The organism is Prevotellamassilia timonensis (assembly GCF_021531665.1).
GTDB lineage: Bacteria > Bacteroidota > Bacteroidia > Bacteroidales > Bacteroidaceae > Alloprevotella.
The window spans coordinates 1-20,494 of the sequence record NZ_JADYUH010000025.1; the positions used below are offsets into that span (position 1 = coordinate 1).

Consider the following 20,494-nt stretch of genomic DNA (forward strand, 5'->3'; position numbering starts at 1 on the left):
AGCGCCTTGCATCTTAGCCATTCTGACGCACCTTCGAGGGTGAAGCCAAAATGTGCATTTTGACACACCCTCACAAAAAACAACACACTTGCTCCATTTGCATTATTCATGTTCAAAAAACAAAATGTAGGGTTCGTGTGCAGAGTCGTGTGCAGAGTCCTGTGCAGGGTTCCTGTGCAGGTTCTTTGTGGGGGGGGTGTAGGGTTGCCATGTAGGGTTTGTGTAGGGTTTGTGCAGGGTTTGGAACACAAACTATACATTTCGTAACGCGTGGGAAATCAGTAAGATGCAAGGTTGAATGTAGAATTTGTGTATAGTTTGCAGAGTTTTTTCATTTCCCCTTTTATTTACGTATAGTGTAGGATGGAAACGCACTTTTTCAAGACCCTACACAGCGGTGATTTCGGCTCCGAGGCTGTGTAGGGTTTGTGTCGTTTTTCAAACCAAGGCTTACTCTGCTCTTTGGCTCAGCCAAAACATTCCTTCATGACTTCGCGCTGGCGTGTGCCTTTCTGCATTTGCACACAAAAATGGCAGCCGCGCGTCATCACGACGCACGGCTGCCTCACAGAACTTATATAGAGATGAAAAAACTATCCTAATGGAGTTTTAAGGTTTTACGCAACTTTCACTAAAGTGCGAGACCTTATCTTTTGTTTTGCGATGCAAATATAGCAAAGTAGAACATTAAGTCCAAAGAAAAGATAAATATTTTTGCTTAATCCTTTATTTTTTTCTACGAAAGCGCGTGAACACCTTTTTTTCGGGCAGCAAACGCAGCGAATCAGACTCGATGGCAATCTTTCGTTCGCGATAGAGTGTGCCGACGGCGCGTTTGAATGTTTTTTTGCTGACTCCGAAACGTCGGCGGATGGCGTCGGGGTCACTGGCGTCGGTGAAGGGCAGGCTGCCGCCGGCTTCGCGCAAGGCGTTGAGAAGCTCGTGGGCAAAGTCGCGGAAACGCTTCATGCCGATGGGGCGTAGCGACAAGTCAACCTTGCCATCGGGGCGCACTTTCACGACGGTGGCACTGACCACTTCGCCGGGGCGCAAATCCTCCTCCGCGTTGTCGTCGGCGAAGAGTAAACCGGGATGGCGATTCTCCACGATGACTTTGTGGCCGAGGGGAGTACGCTGTCGGACAATGACCTCCACTTCTTTGCCGGGGAAATAGGCTCCTTCGGGGGCGGGTTCAAGATAGCGGTCCAGTTTGGCGGAGGCGACGATGCGTCGGCTTTCTTCGTCGATGTGGATGTGGACGAGGTAGAACTTTCCCTCTTGCATCGGTGGCATCTGCTCGCGGAAGGGACAGAAGAGGTCTTTGACGAGTCCCCAGTGAAGGAACGCGCCATATTCGTTCACCCAAGCCACTCGGAGAAAGGCGAAGTCGCCGACACGGGCGAGCGGTGTTTCAAAGGTGCCGACCAAACGCTCCGATTGGTCCAGATAGACAAATACGTTGACTTCGTCGCCTTCGTGAAGTTCCGGGGTGAGATATTTTTCGGGAAGGAGGATTTCTCCGAGGTCACCAGCGTCAAGATAGGCTCCGTGAGCGGTGAAGCGGTTGATGCGTAGGGTGTTGTAGTCGCCGAGATGAATCATTGCAAGTTTGTGGAGGTTGAAGTTGGGTCGGAGGAGAGATTTTGTTCCGGTTCGACGCGTTTTCCGTCCAAGAGATGGATGGTTCGGTCGGTGAGCGTGGCAAGTTGCTCGTCGTGTGTCACGATGACGAGGGTTTGGTTGAACTCGTCTCGGAGTCGGAAGAAAAGTTTGTGGAGTTCCTCTTTGTGTGCGGTGTCGAGGCTGCCGGAAGGTTCGTCAGCGAGAATCACGTCGGGCGTGTTCATCAAGGCGCGGGCGACGGCAACGCGTTGTTTCTCGCCTCCGGAGAGTTGCGAGGGTTTATGGTCTGCGCGGTCGGCGAGTCCGAGGAAGTCCAGCAGTTCTTTGGCTCTTGCCACGGCTTTTGATTTGGGCGTGTGGTCAATGAGCGCGGGAATGATGACGTTCTCCAGAGCGGTGAACTCCGGAAGCAGTTGGTGGAACTGGAAGACGAAACCAATGTGTCGGCAGCGAAAGCGTGCGAGTTTGTTCCCGGAGAGTGCGAGGACGTTTTCGCCTGCAATTTCCAGGCTTCCGGCATCGGGTTTGAGGAGCGTTCCCATGATTTGAAGCAGGGTTGTTTTTCCTGCTCCGCTGGGACCAACGATGCTGACCACTTCTCGGGGTTGGATTTCGAGATTGACGCCTTTGAGCACTTCAAGGTGAGCGAAAGATTTGTGGATGTCGTGGAGAGAAATCATGTTCGGAAGTTTTTGTTTCGAGGAACTTTAGTAATCCTCAAAAAATAACCTGCATCATCTTTGAAAATCTTTTCGGTCCATATTTCCTCCCTCATCAGTCACATAGCTACGGCTATGCTCCTTCTTCGGGTGAAAATCTGACCTCGAAAATGTCATTCAAATCTGACGCAACTTATTATTTTCATATTACTTAGTGAAAAGTTTCAGTTATGTTTTTCGGGTTCCGATTTCTTTTGTTTCCCGCGAATTATTCTTTTTGTTTGTTGGAAATAAAAACGGCACACTGGCTTCACAGCCTATGTGCCGGTCGATGCATCTAATTAAGAATAGAGGAAAATGAATGGATAGTATGTACGAGATTAATTTCCTAGGATCTATTGAATGCCGAGTTTTGCTTTGATTTGCGCAGTGATGTCAGTGCTGATTGCTTCGTTGATAATGATGCCTGCAGCTTGTGAAGCGTTTTTGTCCATGACGTAAACGTACTGTCCTTCTTTTGCAACGGCATTGACAGCGTCAAGCACTTTTTGTGTAACAGGCTGCATTTTGGTTTCCTGTGCTTTTTGAAAAGCCTGGGTGTTGTCTTCTTGCGCTTGCTGAAGTCTTTGATACATGTCCTGAAGTTCCTGATTGTGGCGCTCTTTGATGTTGTCGGGCGTTGAATCGGTGTCTTCTTTGGCGTATTTTTCAGCTTTTGTTTGGAGTTCTTTTTTCATGCTCTCGAGCTCGGTCTGGTACTTTTTGTAGAGAGTTTCCAGTTCGGTGCTGACAGCTTTATACTCGGGCAGGTTTTGCATGACGCTTGTGTAGTCAAAGTGTGCAAATTTTTGAGCGAAGAGGCTCAGTGGTGCTGCCATGAGCAGAATGAGGAGGAGCTTTTTCATTGTTTTTGGTTGTCTGTTTTTTGAGTGAAGAAGGCGGTTGCTTCCAAGTTTTTGCTTTGATTTCAAGGCTTTTGCTTGTTGTCTTCCCAACCTTTATATCTTTTTAGACGCTGCAAAGGTAGGCTATTTATTTTGAATAGCCAAGTTTTGCAAGTACTTCGTTACTAATATCTATTGCCGGAGATGCAAAAATGATGGCAGAGTCGGATGCTCGGTCGAGGATGAGTTGGAAGTTTCGTGCTTGTGCGATGGCTTTCACGGCGTTGTAGATTTCGTCGTGGATGGGTGCGACTAGGCTTTGTCTTTTTTTGAAGAGTTCTCCTTCGGGACCGAAGTATTTCTTTTTGAGGTCTGCGGCTTCTTTTTCTTTATCGACGATGGCTTGTTCGCGTTCTTTTTTTTGTGCTTCGCTGAGGAAGACGCTTTCGTTTTGATAGTTTTTGTAGAGCGTAGCGGCTTCGTTGCTGATGGCTTCGATTTCGTTTTGCCAGGCTTTTGAGGTTTGGTTGAGTTGTTCGTTGGCTCTTTCGTAGGCGGGGATGTTGGAGAGGATGTATTCCAAGTCAATGAGCGCAAACTTTTGAGCCTGCATCTGCGTGGCAGAGGCGAGGAGCGTCAGGGCGATGAGGATTTTCTTAATCATAATTTTTTGTTCGTTAGTTCTGTGGGCGTTTGCCCGTTTGCTTTGAGGGTAGATGAATCTTAGAATTCCTGTCCGATGATGAAGTGGAACTGCGAGCCTCCGGCAGTTGTTCCGTTGAATCGTTTCTGGAAGCCGTATGCCCAGTCGATTCCGAGCAATCCGACCATGGGGAGGAGCACTCTGACGCCGACTCCGGCGGAGCGTTTCATGTCGAATGGGTTGAATTTGTTGACGTTTGTCCAAGCGTTACCTCCTTCGATGAAGGCGAGGGCGAAGACGGAGGTGGATGTTTCGAGCATGAGCGGGTAGCGCAGTTCGAGGGTCATGCGTGAGTAGGCGTAGGCGTCGCTGGTGGTGTTGCCGGCGAGTGAGCCGTTGTCGTAGCCGCGGAGTCCGATGGTTTCAGTGGCGTAGCCGGTGGAGTAGCCTGACATGCCGTCTCCTCCGACATAGTAGGTTTCAAAGGGAGATTTTTTGTAGCGGTTGTAGGCGCCGAGGATTCCGAACTCGAGTCGTGTCATGAGCACGGGTGCTTTGACGGCTGAGCTGAGGGCGGTGAAGGAGCGGAATTTGAATTTCCATTTGTGGTATTCAATCCAGCGATATTTCTCCTTTGCTTCTTTCTGATAGGTGGCGCTTTGATAGTTGTTGGCGAGGTTTCGATAGTCTTTTCCATCCCAGAGGGAGTAGGGTGGTGTCGCCATGACCTCGAAGAGGAACTCGGAGCCGTGTCTCGGATAGAACGGGTGGTCGGTGGAGTTTCGTTGCAGTGAGAGGGAGAGGTTGATGTTGTTGCAGTTTCCGTCGGTGATGAGGAAGTACTGCCAGGACTTCAGCATGTAGCGAACGTAGCGCAGTTCAAGCAGGAAGGTGAAGTAGTCATCGGGCCAGCGGAGACGTTTTCCAAACCCTACGCTGAATCCGAGTGTTTGGCAATATTTGTCAGGGTCGTAGGCGTCGGTGTAGTAGTTGGAACTGCTTCCCGTGCCGTAGAGATAGTTATAATAGTTGTTATAGTAGTTTGAGTTATAGTAGTTTGAGTTCACGTCCGTCTGTTTGGAATAGAAAACAGAGAAGGAGAGCTGGTTCGGTCTTTTTCCTCCGAGCCAGGGTTCGAGGAAGGAGAAGGAGTAGTTTTGATAGTACGTACCGTTTGTTTGGATTTGCAGTTGCACGGTTTGTCCGTCTCCTTGCGGGATGAATCCGGCTCGTTTGTATCCTTTTCGGAAGAGGTCTTGCACGGAGAAGTTGGTGAATTTGAGTCCGACGCGTCCGATGATGCCTGTTTGTCCCCATCCGGCTGAGAGTTCGATTTGGTCGCCGCCTTTGGAGGTGAGAGGATAGGTGATATCAACGGTTCCTGTTTCGGGATCCGGTTTGATGTTCTTTCCGAGTTCTGCCTGCAGTGCTTCGGGGTCGAACTGGTTCATTTGTGCGAGGTCTTGCACGGAGCGTTTGATGGCATCCATGGAGAAGAGGTCGCCCGGTTTGGTTCGGAGTTCGCGTCGGATGACGTTTTCATAGACGCGGTCATTTCCGGCGATGCGCACGTGGTTGAAGGTGGCTTGTCTTCCTTCGTTGATTCGAATTTCGAGGTCGATGGAGTCGTTGTCGATGTTGATTTCGACCGGATTCACGCTGGAGAAGACGTAGCCGTTGTTGTAGTAGAGGTTTGCCACGGCGTCATCTTCGTCGCGGAGTCGTTTGTTGAGGAGGTTCATGTCATAGACGTCTCCCTTTTGCATTTTCAGGATTCGTTCCATGAGGTCAGACGTATAGACAGTGTTGCCGACCCAGGAGACGTTTCGGAGGTAGTATTTTTTTCCTTGATAGTAGTGGAGATAGATGTCCACGTGTTTTTCATCGATGTTGACGACGCTGTCTGCGACGAGGAGCGCATCGCGGAAGCCCCATCCGTTAAGTTTTTCGATGGTGTTGGCTTTGTCTTCCTCAAATTTTTCGGGAACGTATTTTTTGGAGCGGAAGAAGTTGTAGAGTTTGTGTTCTCTTGTCTTCTTCATCGCTTTCTTCACCTTGATTCTTTCCTTTTTGTCGTCGAGTCCTGTGATGTGAATGCGGTGGATTTTGATTTTCTCGTTTTTGTTGATGTTGATGTCCACGATGACTTTGTTGTCTCCGGTGACGTCTTCGCGCTGCATGATTTCAACTTCGCAGTTGTTAAATCCTTTGTCTTCAAAGTGTTTTTTGATGTAGTATTTCGCGCGGTTGATGATGTCTGTGTTGATTTGACTTCCGGTTTGTAGTCCAATCATTTTTTCGCAGTCTTCTCTTTCGCTCTTTTTGACGCCATTGTAGTTGATGGCTGAGATGCGCGGCTGTGCGGTGAGTTCGATGTGCAGGAAGATTTGGTTTCCGACGATGCTGTCTGCCGTGATTTGCACGTTGGAGAAGAGTTTCTGTGCCCAATATTTTTGGATTGCCTCACTGATGTCCGGTCCGGGAATCTCGTAGGCTTGTCCGACTTCCAGTCCGGAGATGTTGAGGAGATATTCTTGGTCGTATCCTTTGATGTCGTTGACGGTCAGTCCCCCCAAGATGTAGCTTTGGTGGTTGGCAGTGTAGCTGATGTCCGGTTTGACTCGGACTTGTTCTGACTGCGCTTTTGCCTGTGCTGAGAGCAGGAGGAAGAGTGAGAGGAGCAGGATTCGCGTGCAGTATTTCATATATATATAATAAGGAGGGACTGAATGATTCGTCTTGTTTTTTAGTTCTGTTTGCTATTGTCTTCGGTGACCTGTTCGCTAGTTTTTCCGTAGCGTCTTTCTCTTTGTTGGAAGCATTCGATGGCTTTCATCAGGTCTTCTTCGTGGAAGTCAGGCCAGAAGGTGTCGCAGAAGTAGAGTTCGGTGTAGGCACTTTGCCAGAGGAGGTAGTTGCTCAGCCGGATTTCCCCTCCGGTTCTGATGAGCAGGTCAGGGTCCGGCATGAAGGAGGTGAAGAGGTTTTGGGAGATGGTTTCTTCCGTGATGTCCTCCGGTTTGATTTCTCCGTCTGCCACTTTCTGTGCAATTCGTTGCATGGTGTCCGTGAGTTCCATCCGTGAGCTGTAGCTGAGAGCGATGACCATCGTCAGTCCCGTGTTTTTGGCAGTTCTTTCTTCCAGTCCGCGGATGGATGTTTTGACGATGTCGGGGACTCTGCTGAGTTCGCCGATGATGCGGAGTCTCACGTTGTTCTTCATGAAGAGTTCTTCTTCAAGTGAGGTGAGGATGAGCGACATGAGTGCTGCCACTTCTGCTTCGGGGCGGTTCCAGTTCTCAGTGGAGAAGGTGTAGAGCGTGAGGAAGTCAATGCCGAGGTTGGAGCATGCGGTTGTGATTTCACGCACCGCCACGACGCCTTGCTGGTGTCCCATGCTTCGGTCGAGTCCGCGTGCTTTTGCCCATCTTCCGTTACCGTCCATGATGATGGCAATGTGCTTCGGGAGGTGTGATGCGACTGTGTGGCAAGGTTTGTTCATTGTCGTGTGATTTGTGCGGCGTCGCTGCGGTTGAGGATGCCGCTTCTTTTGGGTTTAATATTTATTGCAGGTGGGACACCGCGGGTTGAGGTCGTAGGTGAGGGTCAGCAGGAGGGTGACGTAGTGGTCTTTGTTGCGGAACATGGAAGATTTGATGCCGAGTGGTGCTTCCAGTCCGTCGAGTTTGTCGGAGAGGGTGAAGTGGGCGATGCCGTCCAGCCCGAGGTTCAATCGCGGTCCGATTTTATATTTTGCTCCAATGCCGACGGGGAGGTTCATCGTGAACGCTTTGCCCGCTTTGCCGTAGCTCACTCCGAGTCCGATTTGGATGTAGGGCACCAGCCGGCAGTAGCCTTGGTAACCTCTCTCGTAGCCGTAGGGCAGGAAGTGGAGTTCATACATCCCGTTGAGGTCGAAGATGGCGTCGTTCACCTCATATTTCAATCTTTCCGTTCCGCTCTGCGAAGGGTCGGCAGGAAGGAAGGCTTTCATTCCGTCCGTGCTGCCTTTCATGCCGACGTAGGAGAAGGTCGTTTTGATGGCCATTCTCGGGTTCAGCGGGAAGCGTGCCAACAGGGCGGCGTCCAAGTTGGGTTTGTCCTTCACGTCCGTGACGGGAAAACCCGCGCCCAAGCCGACGCCCAGTTCCAAGCGATAGACGGGTTGTTCTTCTTGTGCGGCACTGCGGAGCAGAGAGAGCAGACATCCGCCGAGCAGCAGCAGTCGAAGGATGAGGCGTTTCATTGTCTTTTCGGACTGTGAAATTCAGTGGGTTCTTCTTTCCATCCCAAGCGGTTGATTCTGCCGCGCCACACGTCACCGCTTCCGGCGCAGAAAATCCAGACATATTGGTCGGCATCGACCGTCATGCTGACAGCGCGCACACCGCTTTGAACGGGGAAGCGCAGGTTTCCGGGAGACCAGGTGCGACCGTTGTCCGCGCTGCTGTAGCACGGTGTCAGGTTGCCCTCGCCGTCGATGCCGAGCAGGTGGGCGGCGTGGTCGTAAGAAATCATGGTGGGAGAGTTCAGATTCGGGAACGCGTAGTCGCCGAGTTCTGTGGTCTGTGGAAGAAGCATCCAAGGAGTGGAGTAGATGCCGCTGTTGTCCAGGTCACGTTTCCAGATTCTGGAAGCCCAAATGGTTTCGTCGTTTTTCCCTTTCATCGGAGCGAGTCCGGTGAGGAGCAGGCTTTGTGCGTTTTCGTTGAGGCGGGAGGCGCAGAGCACTGCTGCCACGTTCTTCTGTGGCAGGGAGTCGGGCAGATCAACGTAGCTTTCCTTCCATTCGGTTCCGTTGGCAGACGCCACGATGCGGCGGTAGTCTGCGGAGAGAGCATAGAGACTGTCGCCTGCAGCAGCAAAGATGAAGGCGGCTTGGGCATCAGCGTTCAGGTCTGTCCAGCCGTCTTTCCCGTTGTCGGAGACGACGGGGCGTCCCTCTGCCACGGCAAAGAATCGTCCGCCGTGAACGGTGACGGAGCGGACGTCAATCGCTGCCGTACCGAAGGGCTGCACCGTTTCGGGAGCGGTGAGGTTCGGGTCGGTGCGGTCGGTGACGATGACCTTGGTGCTGCCGTCAGTAGTCCTATAATATAAATATAATGTGTTCTCCACGAAGAACGGATGACATTCCTGTGCTTCTTTGAGCGCGTTCACCTTTTCGGCTTCATGGTGCCAGACCAAAGAGTCTGCTTCTTCTTTGTGAACGCGAAGTTGTAGCGTGTATTTCCTGGAATAAACGGCATCGCTGCTATAGACAGTGATGGTTCTTTCTCTCGTGAAGTCCGTGCTGTCGGCGATGGCGAAGATGGTGTCGCCTTCTTCGTGATGTTTGTCAATCAGACAGGGACCGGGTACGTTGAATATGGCGAACGTCACCTTGGTGATGTCGGTTCCCACGGGCAGCGAGTCCACGTTCCAAATTTCGTTCTTCACTTGGTCGATGGCCATGGGATACATGCTTCCCTTCACGGTGATGATATAGGTGCTATCCTCGCCGGCGCTGTTGAGCGTGTGCATTTCTCGGTTGAGCGTCCCGAGCACCACGTTGCTGACGAGACAGTCTCTGTCGGAGGCGGTCGGTGCGGTGGTGTCGTCTGACAAACACGAGGTGAGTTGGAGGCTCATCGTCAGCGTCGCCAGAAGTGTCAAAAGAAAGGAAAGCGGATGCTTTTTCATTCGGTTCATTTGTTCAACGTGCTTTTTACAAGATGCAAAAATACGCACAATTTTCATTCTGTGGGGAAAACACGTTGATTTTTAAAACTGTTTGGCAAAAACGTCAGTATTATAGGGGCGTTTTATGAATTACGGATGAATGATAGGTGGGGACAAAGGGTCAGGAGATAGGAGGTGACGCCTTAAACTCTTCCGGGGACAGTTCGTAAAGGGCGTTTCGTCCGCGGAGATAGTCCAGAAGATGATAGAAAATGTATGCTTTCGCCAGAAGCTCAGGATTTCCGAAGAGCAGCAGATGCTCCTCGGCACGTGTCATTGCCACGTTCAACTTTCGGTCAATCAGACTGCCGTCCGTGTCAAAGAAAACGTTGTTGGTCAGGAAGTCCAGCTGATAGTACTTCTGCACGGTGAAGCTGTAGAGAATGTATTTCCGCTGTGACCCTTGGAATCGCTCCACCGTGTCAATGGTGACGCTCTTCGGGTCAAGCCCGTGGCGGGCGATGGCGGTGCTGACGGCAGCAATCTGGCTGCGATAGGGGACGATGACTCCAACCGTTTGTTCCGCGTTGAAGTTCTCCTTTTCCAGTTGAAAGATGCGGGCAATGGTCGCTGCAATCATCTCCGCTTCCGTTTCGTTCACTTTGTCCGACGTTCCTTCTTCCTTCGGTCGTACCGCAAAGAAAGCCGTTCGTTGCGTTTTCAGAATCCGTGTCACCGCGTCCTGCTCCTTCGCCTGCCGAGGTAGGTGGCTCAGCTGGTGTGGGCGTTGTGCGTCGCGGAGACGGTCTTGATAGAAGAAGTGGTTCGGGAAGTCTGCAATCTCCGGGTGCATTCGTCCCTGCCGCGTCAGCATGTAGGCAATCGTTGGGTCTTCGCCATATTTCTTCAAGAATCTTTCAAAGAGCGAGAGGCGGCAGTCCGTCAGCAGAATTTTGTGGAGACACGCTTCCTCGACCTTTGACTGCTCCGGCGTCTGTCCCACCACCGCCGGCAACTGTTTGTGGTCGCCAATCATGACGAACTTGCGGATGGCGGGGAGCACGCCGTGGGTTGCGCTCATCAGTCCCGCCAGCTGCGGCTCCAGAATCTGTGACGCCTCGTCAATGACCGCCAACGAAAAAGATTTCAGTGAGAAAAGTTCCGTCGCACCGTTCAGCATGGAGACAGTGCCGACAAAGACGCGCGTTGCTTCCAGCCGCTCTTTCAGTGCGTCCAAACTTTTCACATCCTTCAGTTGTTCTTTGAGGAGATAGGGGCGATAGGGCTCGGCGCAGCGCAGTCCCCCGCCCAATCTGACGAACGGAATCTGCTCGGCGCAGAGTTTACTGCAGATTTCGTCCACCGCCCGGTTGGTGTATGCCGTGAGCAACACCGTCGCCGTCGGCTCGGTCAGTTCCTCTTTCACCGTTGTCAGGAGTCCGAAGGAGGTCTTCCCCGTGCCCGGCGGTCCCACAATGAGGAAGAGGTCGCGAGCCTGCTTCACCCGCAGAGCCAGTTCGTTGAAGGCGCCATAGTCGCCGTTCAGCCGTTGTGTGGTGTCGGTCTCCGGTGCTCGTTTCAGCAGACAGAGGTCGCGGCGCGACTTCGGCGCCGAGAGAAAACTCCAGATTCCACGATAGAGTGGGGCAAACGAAGAGTCCATCAAGTCCGGTTCCACCGCCCAGTGCATTTTCTCATTGGGCGCGAAGATGCGTGGGTCGGTTTGTGGAGCGCGAAGTCGAATCAGCAGGTGCGCATCCGTGATTTCCTCGAGCGAGCCACGATAGGCAATCGTGCGTCGCACGTCCGGTTCAGTGCCTATCGGGTAGGCGTAGAGCAGCACGATGTCTCCCGTTCTGAAGTTCGTCACCCGCTGCGCCTGTGTCTCGGGCAGCAGGAAGCGCACCGTCTCCACCGTCCCTTCCGCCGGCGCTTCCGGTGTGAGCGTGTCAAACAGGTTGCCAGCCTCGCGTTTTTCCTCCGCCGAGTCGTGCCATTTCGCCGCGAAGCCCGAGTTCTCTTTGGTTTGCGTGCCGAGTTTCGCAACGAGATGTTCGCGGGCGATGAAGGAAAGAAAGCGGAGGCAATATGTCCGCTCCGTCTCGTCTGCCTCCCGTGAGGCAGCAAGGAGACTGTTGATTTGAGGTTTGAGATAGGCTTCCCAGAGTTTTGACTGCGTGTGTTTCTCGTTGAAGTCCTCCGCCTGCAAGTGCTCCAGCACGCGGAAACCGTCCGGCTGTGCCAGTTCCATTTCTTGGTGTGCCAGCTCGTTGCGCAGTTTCAGCGCACGGAAGAGCAAGTCCGGCGCGAAGCCCAAGCCGACCAGCGGTTCTTCATATTTTGAGTAGAGGAGGAAAGCGTGGAGTTCCTTTCGGTTTGCTTCGTAGGTCTCGCGGAAGTTGTAGCGCAGCTGTGCCATGTAGAGCAGGAGTTGCACATAGTGCTCCTCCTTGTGACGTGGCACTTTGAAGAGGTCGTAAGGGAAGTTGCCCTTCCCCGCCTTTTGTTCCACGAGCACTTTCATGTCCTGTTGCAAATAGTCCATACGCCCTTGAATGCCGAGCATTTCCGAGAAGAAGGATGGTTCGACCAGTCCGTTTTGCGTGTCAAAGCGCGCCAGCGCTTGGGGCAGCGTTTCGCGGAATGCTTTCGCAATGTGCTGCTTCTGCGCCTGTGCCTCGCGGTGGAAGTTGGGCGAGATGTCGGTTGTGGCGAGCGAGAGGGCATGGTGGCGAAAGAAATCCCCCACGCTGTCGGCGTAAGGGCGCTCCGTCTCGTCGTGTACCGTTTCATCCAGCAACTGTCCCGCCAGATTACCCATCAGAATGGCTTCGGAGGAGGCGGCGGGTTTCAGTTTGTTCAGCAGTTGCACGCGTGCCGATTCGGCATAGGGAGTGAAGCAACGGGCGATGGCGGTGATGTCCACGAGAAGGTCAGGCTCAAAGATGACCCACTCCGCTTCCACGCCTCCTCGTGACTGTCTCGGGCGCACCAGATTCAGTTGCGTGCCTTTGTGCAGCAGTGGCAGGAGGTAAGAGCGGTCTCTTGCCTCGCCTGTGGCAAAGGCACTTTTTCCTGCTTCGTCCTTATCACCTTCTTCTGCACCTTGCTCGTCCGTGGGAGCGAGGAGGAGCGTCAGCGGTGTGCCGTGTTTCTCTTCGCGTCCAAGGATTTTCGTGCTGTCCCATCCCTCCACCACCATGCGCAGGCAGTCGCCGATGACCTGCCGTCCACTGTGTGTTTGCTCCTCCGGCGGCAGTTGCTCCGCCAGTTCCTGCGGCACGGGGGTGTTGAAAAGGAAACTCAGGAAGCGGCAGAGGCGCGCCAAGTCGGGCAGGGCGTGGCGTTGTCGCTCCTCGGCGGAGAGTTCGGCGTGATGTCGGAAACGTCCCCGCGTCTCGTTCATTGCCTTGACCATGGTGGCGCTTGCTCGGTGCTCTTTGAGCAGATAGTCCATCTGTGCAAAGGGTCCGGTGAGGTTCAGTCCCGAGTCGGTGGTCAGTGCGTTCAAGACGCGTTTGAAGAGCGCGTTGGCTCTTCGATAGACCTCCTCCGCGTTTGGCGCCGCTTTCAGTGCCGCTTGTGCGGTGCGAAAGAAGTCATCGGCATTTTCAGGTCGAAACCTCTCTTTGACGGGGCAGGGGAGTGGCATTGACTGGGGCATTGGCTGAGTTTTTTGTAGGCTTTGGACTTTGTAGGCTTGGGCTTGGTGTTTTTTCTTAAGACTCGTCACTTACCGCGGCACGGCGGTAAGTGACGAGTCGGCGCGCAGGAGTGAAAAATCCTAGGGGAAAAGTGTCGCCATGCCGTTCGCGAACGCCGCTGTTTTGACGAAGGTTAGAGTGGCATTCCCCATTCGCTCAAATTGAACCGCGCCTCAACGTCCACAGCGACGCAAAAGGTGGGAAAGGAGGTAGAGACGATAGGAGATGCGGTGCAGGGCGGAGCGGTGAGCGTTTTCGCTGCCGAGTGAGGCGTTCTCGGTGTGACGGCGATAAGCCACAAGCGGCTCGTTGAGCACACGAGTCTTGAAGAAAGCCTCTGCCACGAGCATCAGCCAGTTGTCGTGGGTGCAGAATTTACGATTGGGAGGGAATGGCAGTGCTTTTGTGAGCACGTGGCGGCGGAAAGCCATGCAACAGCCCAAGTAGCCAAACTTCACAAGATTACCAGCCAACCCTTGTTTAGGTTTGCGCAACGCAAAGAAGGAAGGAGCGATTTCCTTGCCGTCGGCATCGGTCAGACAGGCGTCCGAGACGACCAAATCAACTTCTTTCAGTGCTTCGCAGCATCGTTCCACTTTCCCGGGTTTCCAAAGGTCGTCTTGGTCGGAGAGGAAGATGACGTCGCCACGCGCCGCCCGAAGGGCGTTCTCAAAGTTGCTGACATAGCCGTGCTCGCCTTCGTGATGCAGAATCCTCACACAAGGAAAGTCGAGTGCCTGAACCACTTCAAGCGTTCGGTCGGTCGAGCCGTCGTCGGAGATGATGATTTCGTCTTCCGGCGAGAGCTGCGCAACGATGCTTTCCAACTGCGCTGCAATGAAGGGCTCTCCGTTATAGGTGGCAATGCAAACTGAAATCATTGGGCTGAAAGAGGAGTTTTCAAGTACAAGAGAAGAAAAGAAAAACTGCGTGTGCGCAAAGAAAGGGAGAGCGTGTGACGCAGAACACGGAAACGCAGCGAAACTTTTTCGCCCCAAGTCGTTTGGCGGCAATGTTGCGCACATCGGAGGTAGATTTTAAACCGCTTCATGACTTTCTCTTTTTCGCGACAATCGTCGGAGCAGTCCTGCACAGCGGCGAAAGGAAGAATGCACAAAGCGTCGTTCTCACCACGCAACTTCTTTTGAAACTCAAAGTCTGCAAAATCGAGAAAAACGCGTTCATCATATCCATCCACACGGAGGAAAAGACTGACCGGCACGGACATTCCGCTGTTGATGACCAGCATCCGACGCAGTGAGGTGAACCCGCTGAATGCGCCTTTGGGAGAGCGATGCAGCAGCGAGGGACAATAGGGACTAAACGCAACGCCTGCGATGGAAACCACCCGAGGTGCCGTGATGCCGGAGAAATCAGCATGTTCGTGATAGAGACGCCACGCTTCCGGCGGGAATTCAGTGTCTTGGTCAAGTAAGAGCAGACGGGAGAAACCGCGCTGTTGCGCCACCTCAGCGGCGAGATTGTAGGCTTTGGGCAAGCCACTGTTCAGCACATCGCGAACATAGACAGCCTTCGGGTGATTCCGCTCCACGTCTTCCTGCGTAAAGTCTGCGGGAGAGTTGTCATAGACGACAAACTCCTCCACTCCGTGCTGCTGAAGCAGGGTACGGAAAGATGCGGCATCAGAGAGGCGAATCTTGTAGAGCACGATGACGGGAAGAATCTTTTTCATTTGTCTTTCGGGTGGCGTTTTTTTGAGATTCAGAGTTCGTCGTTCGGAACTTTTATAGTTTGATGAGATGAGTGTAGAAAATGTCCAGCAAGATGACGCCCGAGGCGAAGCAAATGGCAAGCAGTTTGCCTGCCCACTGCGGGCGAACGATGTAAATCAAAGCAGGGAAAAGAAGGATTTCCACCACGCCGTAAAGTTCGCTGGTGCGAACTGAGAGCGCGGGAAGGAAAGAAAAAGCAGTGTAGCAGACGATGGAAAGTGCTTGAATTTTCAGCCACAGAGAGATTTCAGAGCCTCGCTCGCGGACTACCTCATATTTCCAAAGCAGAAGATAGTATGCCAACAACTTCACCATGACCACGGCGTTGAAGATGTTAATCTGGTCACTGTCCATAATCCCCGTGTCGCGCGCCGCTTCATAGATTTCCACTTTCTCTTGAATGTAGGGAATCGGAATGGTGGTCATGAAGTTGAACTTGGCGATTGCCATTGCATAGCCAATCATCGGCGCAATTGCCAAAAAGAGTTTCCAACGACTGGAGAGCGGGGCGTTGCCAAGGAGAACCAAGGGAAAAAGAATGATGGCTGAGATGTGGAACACGCTCGCGGCGCATGCACAAAGGAGGAAGGCGACGCGACGCCGTTGGGTGAGGAAATACAATCCGAACAAAAAGAACGCCACGGCGGCTGAAGCACGAATCTGAGTCAGGTCATGCATGATGAAAAAATGGCTCAGCCAAAAGAGCAGGGAGAAAAACCAAGTCTGGCTCAAACGGGAGATGGTCCAAAGTTTCAGCGGAATGGCAATCAACGAATAGAGGAAGAAAAGGAAATAGGTGGACCCAAAGAAGTTTTCCGCGATGGAAGAGATGACCAGAAAACTCGGTTCAACCAACAACTCGTCAGACCCGCCCTCCGCCATGTAGAGATAGTTCTCTGCATCCGCCACAGCCTCCACCGGTTTGAATGATGCCAACAAGAAAAGCGCCGCCCCAACGCCAAGATAGCAATAGAGCGTGAACTTGTCCTTGCTTTGCTCCAGAAAAGCAAAGGCGGCGACAAGCGAGAAAAGCGAGAGAACGAGAAGGAGAAACAGCATGAGACCAACGCGCCGCGGAGGGCGAAAATCAGAACTTCACTTGCGGGTCTTTCACCAAAATCCAAACCGACGTTCCCAAGAAACAGAGCACGAGGAAAGCCAAGACGGTGAACATTCGCTTTGGACCGGAGGGACGCGTGGGAACGGTGGCATTCTGAATGACGGTGAAAGCCGGCGTGCGTTCCATGACTTTGGCTTCAGAAAGTTGAACCTGCTGCTTGAGTTGGCTGTATTGATTGAACGCGAGTTGAAGTTCGTTCTCCAAGGCTTGTTCTTTCATGCGGAAAGAGGATTGCACGACGTCCTGATGGGAGTCAGCGTAGGCAGCATATTCCCTTTGTGTTTTATGGTATTCCGTCTCAGCCTCGCGATAGAGTTGCTGATAGTGCTCAAGGTCATTCTTCGCCTTCTTGGTTCGATAGGTGATGATGAACTCTTGAAGGTGGGTGGTGGCAATTTCTGCAAGTTGGGCAGCGACTTGAGGGTCTTGTGCCGTGGCGGAGATAGTGATGACGTCAGTCTTTTTGTCCACGACGCTTCCTACGGAGCGAGCGAGTCCTTCCACCATTCGTTCCTGGCGTTTGGTGAGGGCTTTGGGATTGACATCCCAGAGCGGTTTGGGCTTTCCGACGGGTGCGTCTTCAGCAGGTTTGAGTTTGTTCACGACCCATCCGAGGGCGAGGTTCCACCACGCCGCTTTCTGATGTTTTGCCAGATAGTCTGCGACGGTTCCTTCAAACTCGCCGTCGGCAGTTTTCACCTTTTCTGCGAGCAGAGGTACGACAAAGTCTGTGCTGGACATGACGTCAGGATAGAACATGGGAATGATGGCATCGCTGGAATTCATTGTGGAAAGATTGATGCCCGCCATGTTCGCCAGACTGCTGAGTCCGTTTTCGCCTCCGCCGATGGACGCTTCGGGAGCGAGGGTGACTTTGACGGTATAGTAGCGCGGGATGCAAACGACGAGCAGACTTGTCACCACGAATGTGATGACGAGCGGCAGCACATATTTCTTTTTGTTTCGCCAAAGACTTCCGAAAAGGAGGTCAAGCCGTATTTCTTTTTTTGTCAGGGAACCGCTCTCTTCTTTCTTTGTGGCGGCAGTTACTGTGGTTTCAGACATGTTCACGTGGTTTGGAGAATAAACTTTCAGCCCATCAATTCTTGAGAATGGTGGAGATGATGAGACCCAAGGAACTCATGATGGTGCCGAGTTGAAGAATTTCAGAGAAGGTGATACCTTTGCGTTTTTTGCGGGCAGGGACAATCAGGTTGCAGCCGGGGTGAATGTCCTTCGCGCTCTTCACCTTCGTCACCGTCCCGTTCATGTTCACGGCATAGACGTCTCGTTTTTTGGCATTCTGTCCAAAGCCGCCGGCTTGGTTGATATAGTAACTGAGTTTCATTCCTTCAGCATAAGCCACCGTGTTGGGATACATCACTTCTCCGTTGATGGAAACCGTGTTGTTGAACTGAGGGATGATGAGGACGTCGTTGTCTTGCAGCACGAGGTCATAGCGGTCAGAGCCGGGATGTTTGAGTGCTTCTTCCAAATTGATGCCCATGGTTCGGGTGTCACCGATTTCAAGTTTTTTCATATCGACGGAGTCTCCGCTGAGGGCGAACTTCAGCATGTTGAGTTGCTTTGCTTTTTCTCCCGGCGTCAGTTTGCGTTCCAAATGAGCGCCCATGGCGTAGGCCTCCTGCGTCAGTCCGCCCGCAGCCTTCACCAAATCACTCAGACGCATGCCTTTCGAGGTGAGAACATAGGCCCCGGTGAAATTGACTTCGCCGCGCACATGGACGTGTTCTTGCTCCACGTAGCCCGGCGAGCGTCTCACAAAGACTTCGTCAAAAGGTTCCAGTTCAAAGCCGGGTGTACCGTCCACCACGAAGCCTTCTTTAAGTTTGAAACTATAGGTCTCAGCCACTTTTGACGAGGAAGATGTGGCAACTTTGTTGCGAATGCGACGAGACACATCTACTTTTACCAGTGAGGCGGCATCCTTGAGACCTCCGGCTTGAAGGATGAAACTTTCAAGGGTGGTGTGTTCGGCAAACTCATATTCTCCGGGATAGTTCACCTCGCCTTTGATGGTCAAGACTTTTTCACCCTGTGCCAATTTTCGGGAAGGGATGAACAACACGTCTTCGTTTTTGAGTGCGATGTCTGCAACGGAGTGGTTCATGATGCCTGTCGCGTCAAGTTGAATGACCTCAAGGGTTCGGTCTTCTTTCATGCGGTGAATCATGGCGTGCGCGCTGAAAGCATCCTCAGTCAGACCGCCTGCGCTTTCAATGAGTTGGCGAACGGTGGTGATGTTCCCGTCCATCTGATACATTCCCGGGCGTTTCAAGGCACCTTTCGCTTCAACCATGTTTTTGAAGCGGTTCAGCACACTGTCCACCGCCAGGCTGTCGCCATCACAGAGTTGAAAGTTGTTGCGCTCAAATTCGTCAACCGTGTGGACGGTGAGCATGTCCCCAGCGCGGCGGATGAGTCTCACGCTGCCGCGGTAGGCGTCTCCGGTGAAGCCTCCGGCATATTTGATGAGTGTGCCGACGCTCTCTTTGCTTTTCATCTCGTAGAACATCGGGCGTTTGACCTTACCGGTGACTTGCACGAGACACTCGTATGGCTCAACGATGATGACGTCGCCAGAGGTGAGTCGAACGTTGCCTTTCATGTTCCCGTTGAGGATGTAGTCATAGATGTCGCAGGTTGAAATGAGTTTTCCTTTGCGATAGATGCGGATGTTTCTCAGCGTACCGATTTCGTTGGTTCCTCCCGCCATGTAGAGAGCGTTGAAGACGGTGGCAAAGGCAGAGAGCGTGTAGGTGCCGGGCACTTTGACTTCTCCCATCACGTCCACGGTGATGGTTTTGGTTTGTCCGACGGTGAGTCTGATTTGCGAACCGCCGTAGCGTGCCCCCACGGTGCTGCGGAGTTTGGCGTTGGCTTGTGCAACGGTCAATCCGTCCACGGAGACGGGGCCGTAGTTGGTGATGTCAATCGTTCCGTCTGGCGTGACCGTGCTTTCGATTCGTTGTTGGGAGGCTCCCCAAATGTCCACAAAGACTGCGTCGCCCGGGCCGAGGCGATAGTCCTGCGGCGTGGCAATGTTCATGTTGGGCTCAAAAGAGAGTTGTTTGTTGTTGAAGATGTTTCGTCCGAAAACCTGGCGTGTCGGGTCTTCTTTCTCCATTTCCTCTTCTTCTTCGGGCAAGAGAATTTCGAGTTCGTCATAGAGGGCGTTCTCCTTCATCGTTCGCCTTTGTTCCACTTCCCTTTTTGTCATCTCAGACCTTTCCTTTTCCTGCACCTTGCGTTGTTTTTCGCCTTTCGGCTCTTCGCGTTTTTCGCCGTTGGCTTTTCGTGTGCGGTCAGTTCCCTTCTCCCGTCCGGAGATGTTTCTGGCACCGGGCACTTCACCGGCTTGTTCTTTCTCATAGTTTGAGCGAATCCGACGAATCTGTTCGACCGTGACGCCGTTTTCCATGAGTTTCGTGACGATTTCGGAGCGGCTCGCTCCTTGCTCTGTTTGATCTTTGATGAACTTCATGATTTGTTCATCGGTCATGGAATTTTGTGCCGTGACGTTCAACGCAGCCACGAAGGCAATGACGAGAAAAAGAAAGAATCTGCGAATGTGGGACATTTGTCTTTTTTTGAAAAGGGAGTTAGTGGAAGGTGTCTTTCACGCCGCCTCGGAAGTGGCGTTTCAAAGATCCGGGGAATGTGTTTTTCGCTAAACCGGACACACCATATTATATATAATAATGCGTGCGAGGCATATATAATAAAACCGAGAGACGCATATTTTATTGCAAAAGTAAGAAGTTTTTTACACATACGCCCTTTCTCTTCTCTTCTCCGTCGCCTTTCTCTTCTCATGGGCGCAGTTCGCCATGCTCGGAAAACCGGGGTCGGAAATCAGAGTGGAATGCTACGAACGTGCTATTCGCTGGTTCGAAGGAGTCGCCAAAGGACCAAACATCAATCCCTGCATTCGTCAAAACCTAACGTTCGCAGACAGCGTGGCATTGTTCCTGCGTGCTTCGTCGCTCTTTTCCACCGCCTGCAAACGTACTTTTTGATGAAAGACAGTGTGGAAGTCCTGCATATTATATGGGGTGCTCAAAAAGCAACTGAACCTTAATTACAGGACAATCCAATACTACTCAATCACCAATCTTTTTGAGGACAGCAATTGTTGTTTTGGAACACACCTTGACACTGCAATATACGTAAATTAAAGGGGAAACAAAAAAACTCTGCAAACTATACACAAACCCTACATTCTGTCCTTTATCTTTCTGATTATACGCGCGTTACGAAATGTATAGTTTGTACTTCAAACTATTCACAAACTATACATTAACTATACATTGAAGCGTTCAAAACCCTACACAAAACGGAGCGCAAACCCTACACAAAACTCTGCACACAAAACTCTACATTTTGTTTTTTGAACACGACTCATGCGAAGGGAGCAAGTGTGCTGTTAGTTGTGGCGACGCGAGT

At 52.2% G+C, this 20,494-nt stretch carries 15 protein-coding genes; 1 reads left to right on the forward strand and 14 read right to left on the reverse strand.

Going from position 1 to position 20,494, the window contains the following annotated elements; translation table 11 throughout:
* Nucleotides 1-726 precede the first annotated feature (726 nt).
* The 14 genes from I6E40_RS05750 to I6E40_RS05815 all read right to left on the reverse strand — a co-directional run bounded on the left by I6E40_RS05750 (nt 727) and on the right by I6E40_RS05815 (nt 19,619).
* Entirely contained in the window at nt 727-1,602 is an 876-nt protein-coding gene (locus I6E40_RS05750; RefSeq protein WP_235385977.1) for a S1 RNA-binding domain-containing protein, read from the reverse strand.
* Nucleotides 1,599-2,303, reverse strand: a complete 705-nt coding sequence (locus I6E40_RS05755) for an ABC transporter ATP-binding protein (RefSeq protein WP_235385978.1) — start codon at nt 2,301-2,303, stop codon at nt 1,599-1,601. Before I6E40_RS05755 ends, I6E40_RS05750 begins: the two co-directional genes overlap by 4 nt.
* 374 nt (nt 2,304-2,677) lie before the next feature.
* Nucleotides 2,678-3,187, reverse strand: coding sequence for an OmpH family outer membrane protein (locus tag I6E40_RS05760; protein WP_235385979.1), 510 nt, complete (start codon nt 3,185-3,187; stop codon nt 2,678-2,680).
* Nucleotides 3,188-3,314: 127 nt separating this feature from the next.
* Nucleotides 3,315-3,830 (reverse strand): OmpH family outer membrane protein, encoded by a 516-nt coding sequence (locus I6E40_RS05765; protein WP_235385980.1) that lies wholly within the window; start codon nt 3,828-3,830, stop codon nt 3,315-3,317.
* Nucleotides 3,831-3,889: 59 nt separating this feature from the next.
* Nucleotides 3,890-6,514 (reverse strand): outer membrane protein assembly factor, encoded by a 2,625-nt coding sequence (locus I6E40_RS05770; RefSeq protein WP_235385983.1) that lies wholly within the window; start codon nt 6,512-6,514, stop codon nt 3,890-3,892.
* Nucleotides 6,515-6,555: 41 nt separating this feature from the next.
* The gene (locus tag I6E40_RS05775; protein WP_235385985.1) at nt 6,556-7,311 is read right to left on the reverse strand and encodes an isoprenyl transferase; all 756 of its coding nucleotides are present in this window, start codon (nt 7,309-7,311) and stop codon (nt 6,556-6,558) included.
* 54 nt (nt 7,312-7,365) lie between these two features.
* Nucleotides 7,366-8,055, reverse strand: a complete 690-nt coding sequence (locus I6E40_RS05780) for a hypothetical protein (RefSeq protein ID WP_235385986.1) — start codon at nt 8,053-8,055, stop codon at nt 7,366-7,368.
* Nucleotides 8,052-9,491: a DUF6242 domain-containing protein gene (locus tag I6E40_RS05785; protein ID WP_235385988.1), complete on the reverse strand. Its 1,440-nt coding sequence runs from the start codon at nt 9,489-9,491 to the stop codon at nt 8,052-8,054. Before I6E40_RS05785 ends, I6E40_RS05780 begins: the two co-directional genes overlap by 4 nt.
* A 160-nt stretch (nt 9,492-9,651) precedes the next feature.
* The gene (locus I6E40_RS05790) at nt 9,652-13,134 is read right to left on the reverse strand and encodes a DEAD/DEAH box helicase (protein ID WP_235385989.1); all 3,483 of its coding nucleotides are present in this window, start codon (nt 13,132-13,134) and stop codon (nt 9,652-9,654) included.
* Between the two features lie 213 nt (nt 13,135-13,347).
* Complete coding sequence (locus I6E40_RS05795; RefSeq protein ID WP_235385990.1) at nt 13,348-14,055, reverse strand: glycosyltransferase family 2 protein; 708 nt, start codon at nt 14,053-14,055, stop codon at nt 13,348-13,350.
* On the reverse strand, nt 14,052-14,867 hold the full coding sequence (locus tag I6E40_RS05800; RefSeq protein ID WP_235385992.1) for a glycosyltransferase: 816 nt from the start codon (nt 14,865-14,867) through the stop codon (nt 14,052-14,054). The genes I6E40_RS05795 and I6E40_RS05800 overlap by 4 nt, the downstream gene beginning before the upstream one ends.
* Before the next feature lie 52 nt (nt 14,868-14,919).
* The gene (locus I6E40_RS05805) at nt 14,920-15,966 is read right to left on the reverse strand and encodes an EpsG family protein (protein ID WP_235385994.1); all 1,047 of its coding nucleotides are present in this window, start codon (nt 15,964-15,966) and stop codon (nt 14,920-14,922) included.
* Nucleotides 15,967-15,994: 28 nt separating this feature from the next.
* Entirely contained in the window at nt 15,995-17,092 is a 1,098-nt protein-coding gene (locus I6E40_RS05810; RefSeq protein WP_235385995.1) for a chain-length determining protein, read from the reverse strand.
* A gap of 34 nt (nt 17,093-17,126) precedes the next feature.
* Nucleotides 17,127-19,619: an SLBB domain-containing protein gene (locus I6E40_RS05815; protein ID WP_410897037.1), complete on the reverse strand. Its 2,493-nt coding sequence runs from the start codon at nt 19,617-19,619 to the stop codon at nt 17,127-17,129.
* A 259-nt stretch (nt 19,620-19,878) separates the two neighbouring features.
* On the opposite strand from I6E40_RS05815, the gene I6E40_RS05820 reads away from it, so the two are divergent.
* Nucleotides 19,879-20,067 carry a hypothetical protein gene (locus I6E40_RS05820; RefSeq protein ID WP_235385998.1) on the forward strand — a complete coding sequence of 63 codons (189 nt, stop codon included), beginning with the start codon at nt 19,879-19,881 and terminating at the stop codon, nt 20,065-20,067.
* Nucleotides 20,068-20,494: the final 427 nt, after the last annotated feature.

Bases quoted from the DNA above. Each gene is read 5' to 3' on its own strand.
- I6E40_RS05750 (WP_235385977.1), bottom strand. From the start codon at position 1,602: ATGATTCATCTCGGCGACTACAACACCCTACGCATCAACCGCTTCACC.
- I6E40_RS05785 (WP_235385988.1), bottom strand. From the start codon at position 9,491: ATGAAAAAGCATCCGCTTTCCTTTCTTTTGACACTTCTGGCGACGCTG.
- I6E40_RS05800 (WP_235385992.1), bottom strand. From the start codon at position 14,867: ATGAAAAAGATTCTTCCCGTCATCGTGCTCTACAAGATTCGCCTCTCT.
- I6E40_RS05760 (WP_235385979.1), bottom strand. From the start codon at position 3,187: ATGAAAAAGCTCCTCCTCATTCTGCTCATGGCAGCACCACTGAGCCTC.
- I6E40_RS05795 (WP_235385990.1), bottom strand. From the start codon at position 14,055: ATGATTTCAGTTTGCATTGCCACCTATAACGGAGAGCCCTTCATTGCA.
- I6E40_RS05780 (WP_235385986.1), bottom strand. From the start codon at position 8,055: ATGAAACGCCTCATCCTTCGACTGCTGCTGCTCGGCGGATGTCTGCTC.
- I6E40_RS05770 (WP_235385983.1), bottom strand. From the start codon at position 6,514: ATGAAATACTGCACGCGAATCCTGCTCCTCTCACTCTTCCTCCTGCTC.
- I6E40_RS05790 (WP_235385989.1), bottom strand. From the start codon at position 13,134: ATGCCCCAGTCAATGCCACTCCCCTGCCCCGTCAAAGAGAGGTTTCGA.
- I6E40_RS05755 (WP_235385978.1), bottom strand. From the start codon at position 2,303: ATGATTTCTCTCCACGACATCCACAAATCTTTCGCTCACCTTGAAGTG.
- I6E40_RS05765 (WP_235385980.1), bottom strand. From the start codon at position 3,830: ATGATTAAGAAAATCCTCATCGCCCTGACGCTCCTCGCCTCTGCCACG.
- I6E40_RS05810 (WP_235385995.1), bottom strand. From the start codon at position 17,092: ATGTCTGAAACCACAGTAACTGCCGCCACAAAGAAAGAAGAGAGCGGT.
- I6E40_RS05820 (WP_235385998.1), top strand. From the start codon at position 19,879: ATGCTCGGAAAACCGGGGTCGGAAATCAGAGTGGAATGCTACGAACGT.
- I6E40_RS05805 (WP_235385994.1), bottom strand. From the start codon at position 15,966: ATGCTGTTTCTCCTTCTCGTTCTCTCGCTTTTCTCGCTTGTCGCCGCC.
- I6E40_RS05775 (WP_235385985.1), bottom strand. From the start codon at position 7,311: ATGAACAAACCTTGCCACACAGTCGCATCACACCTCCCGAAGCACATT.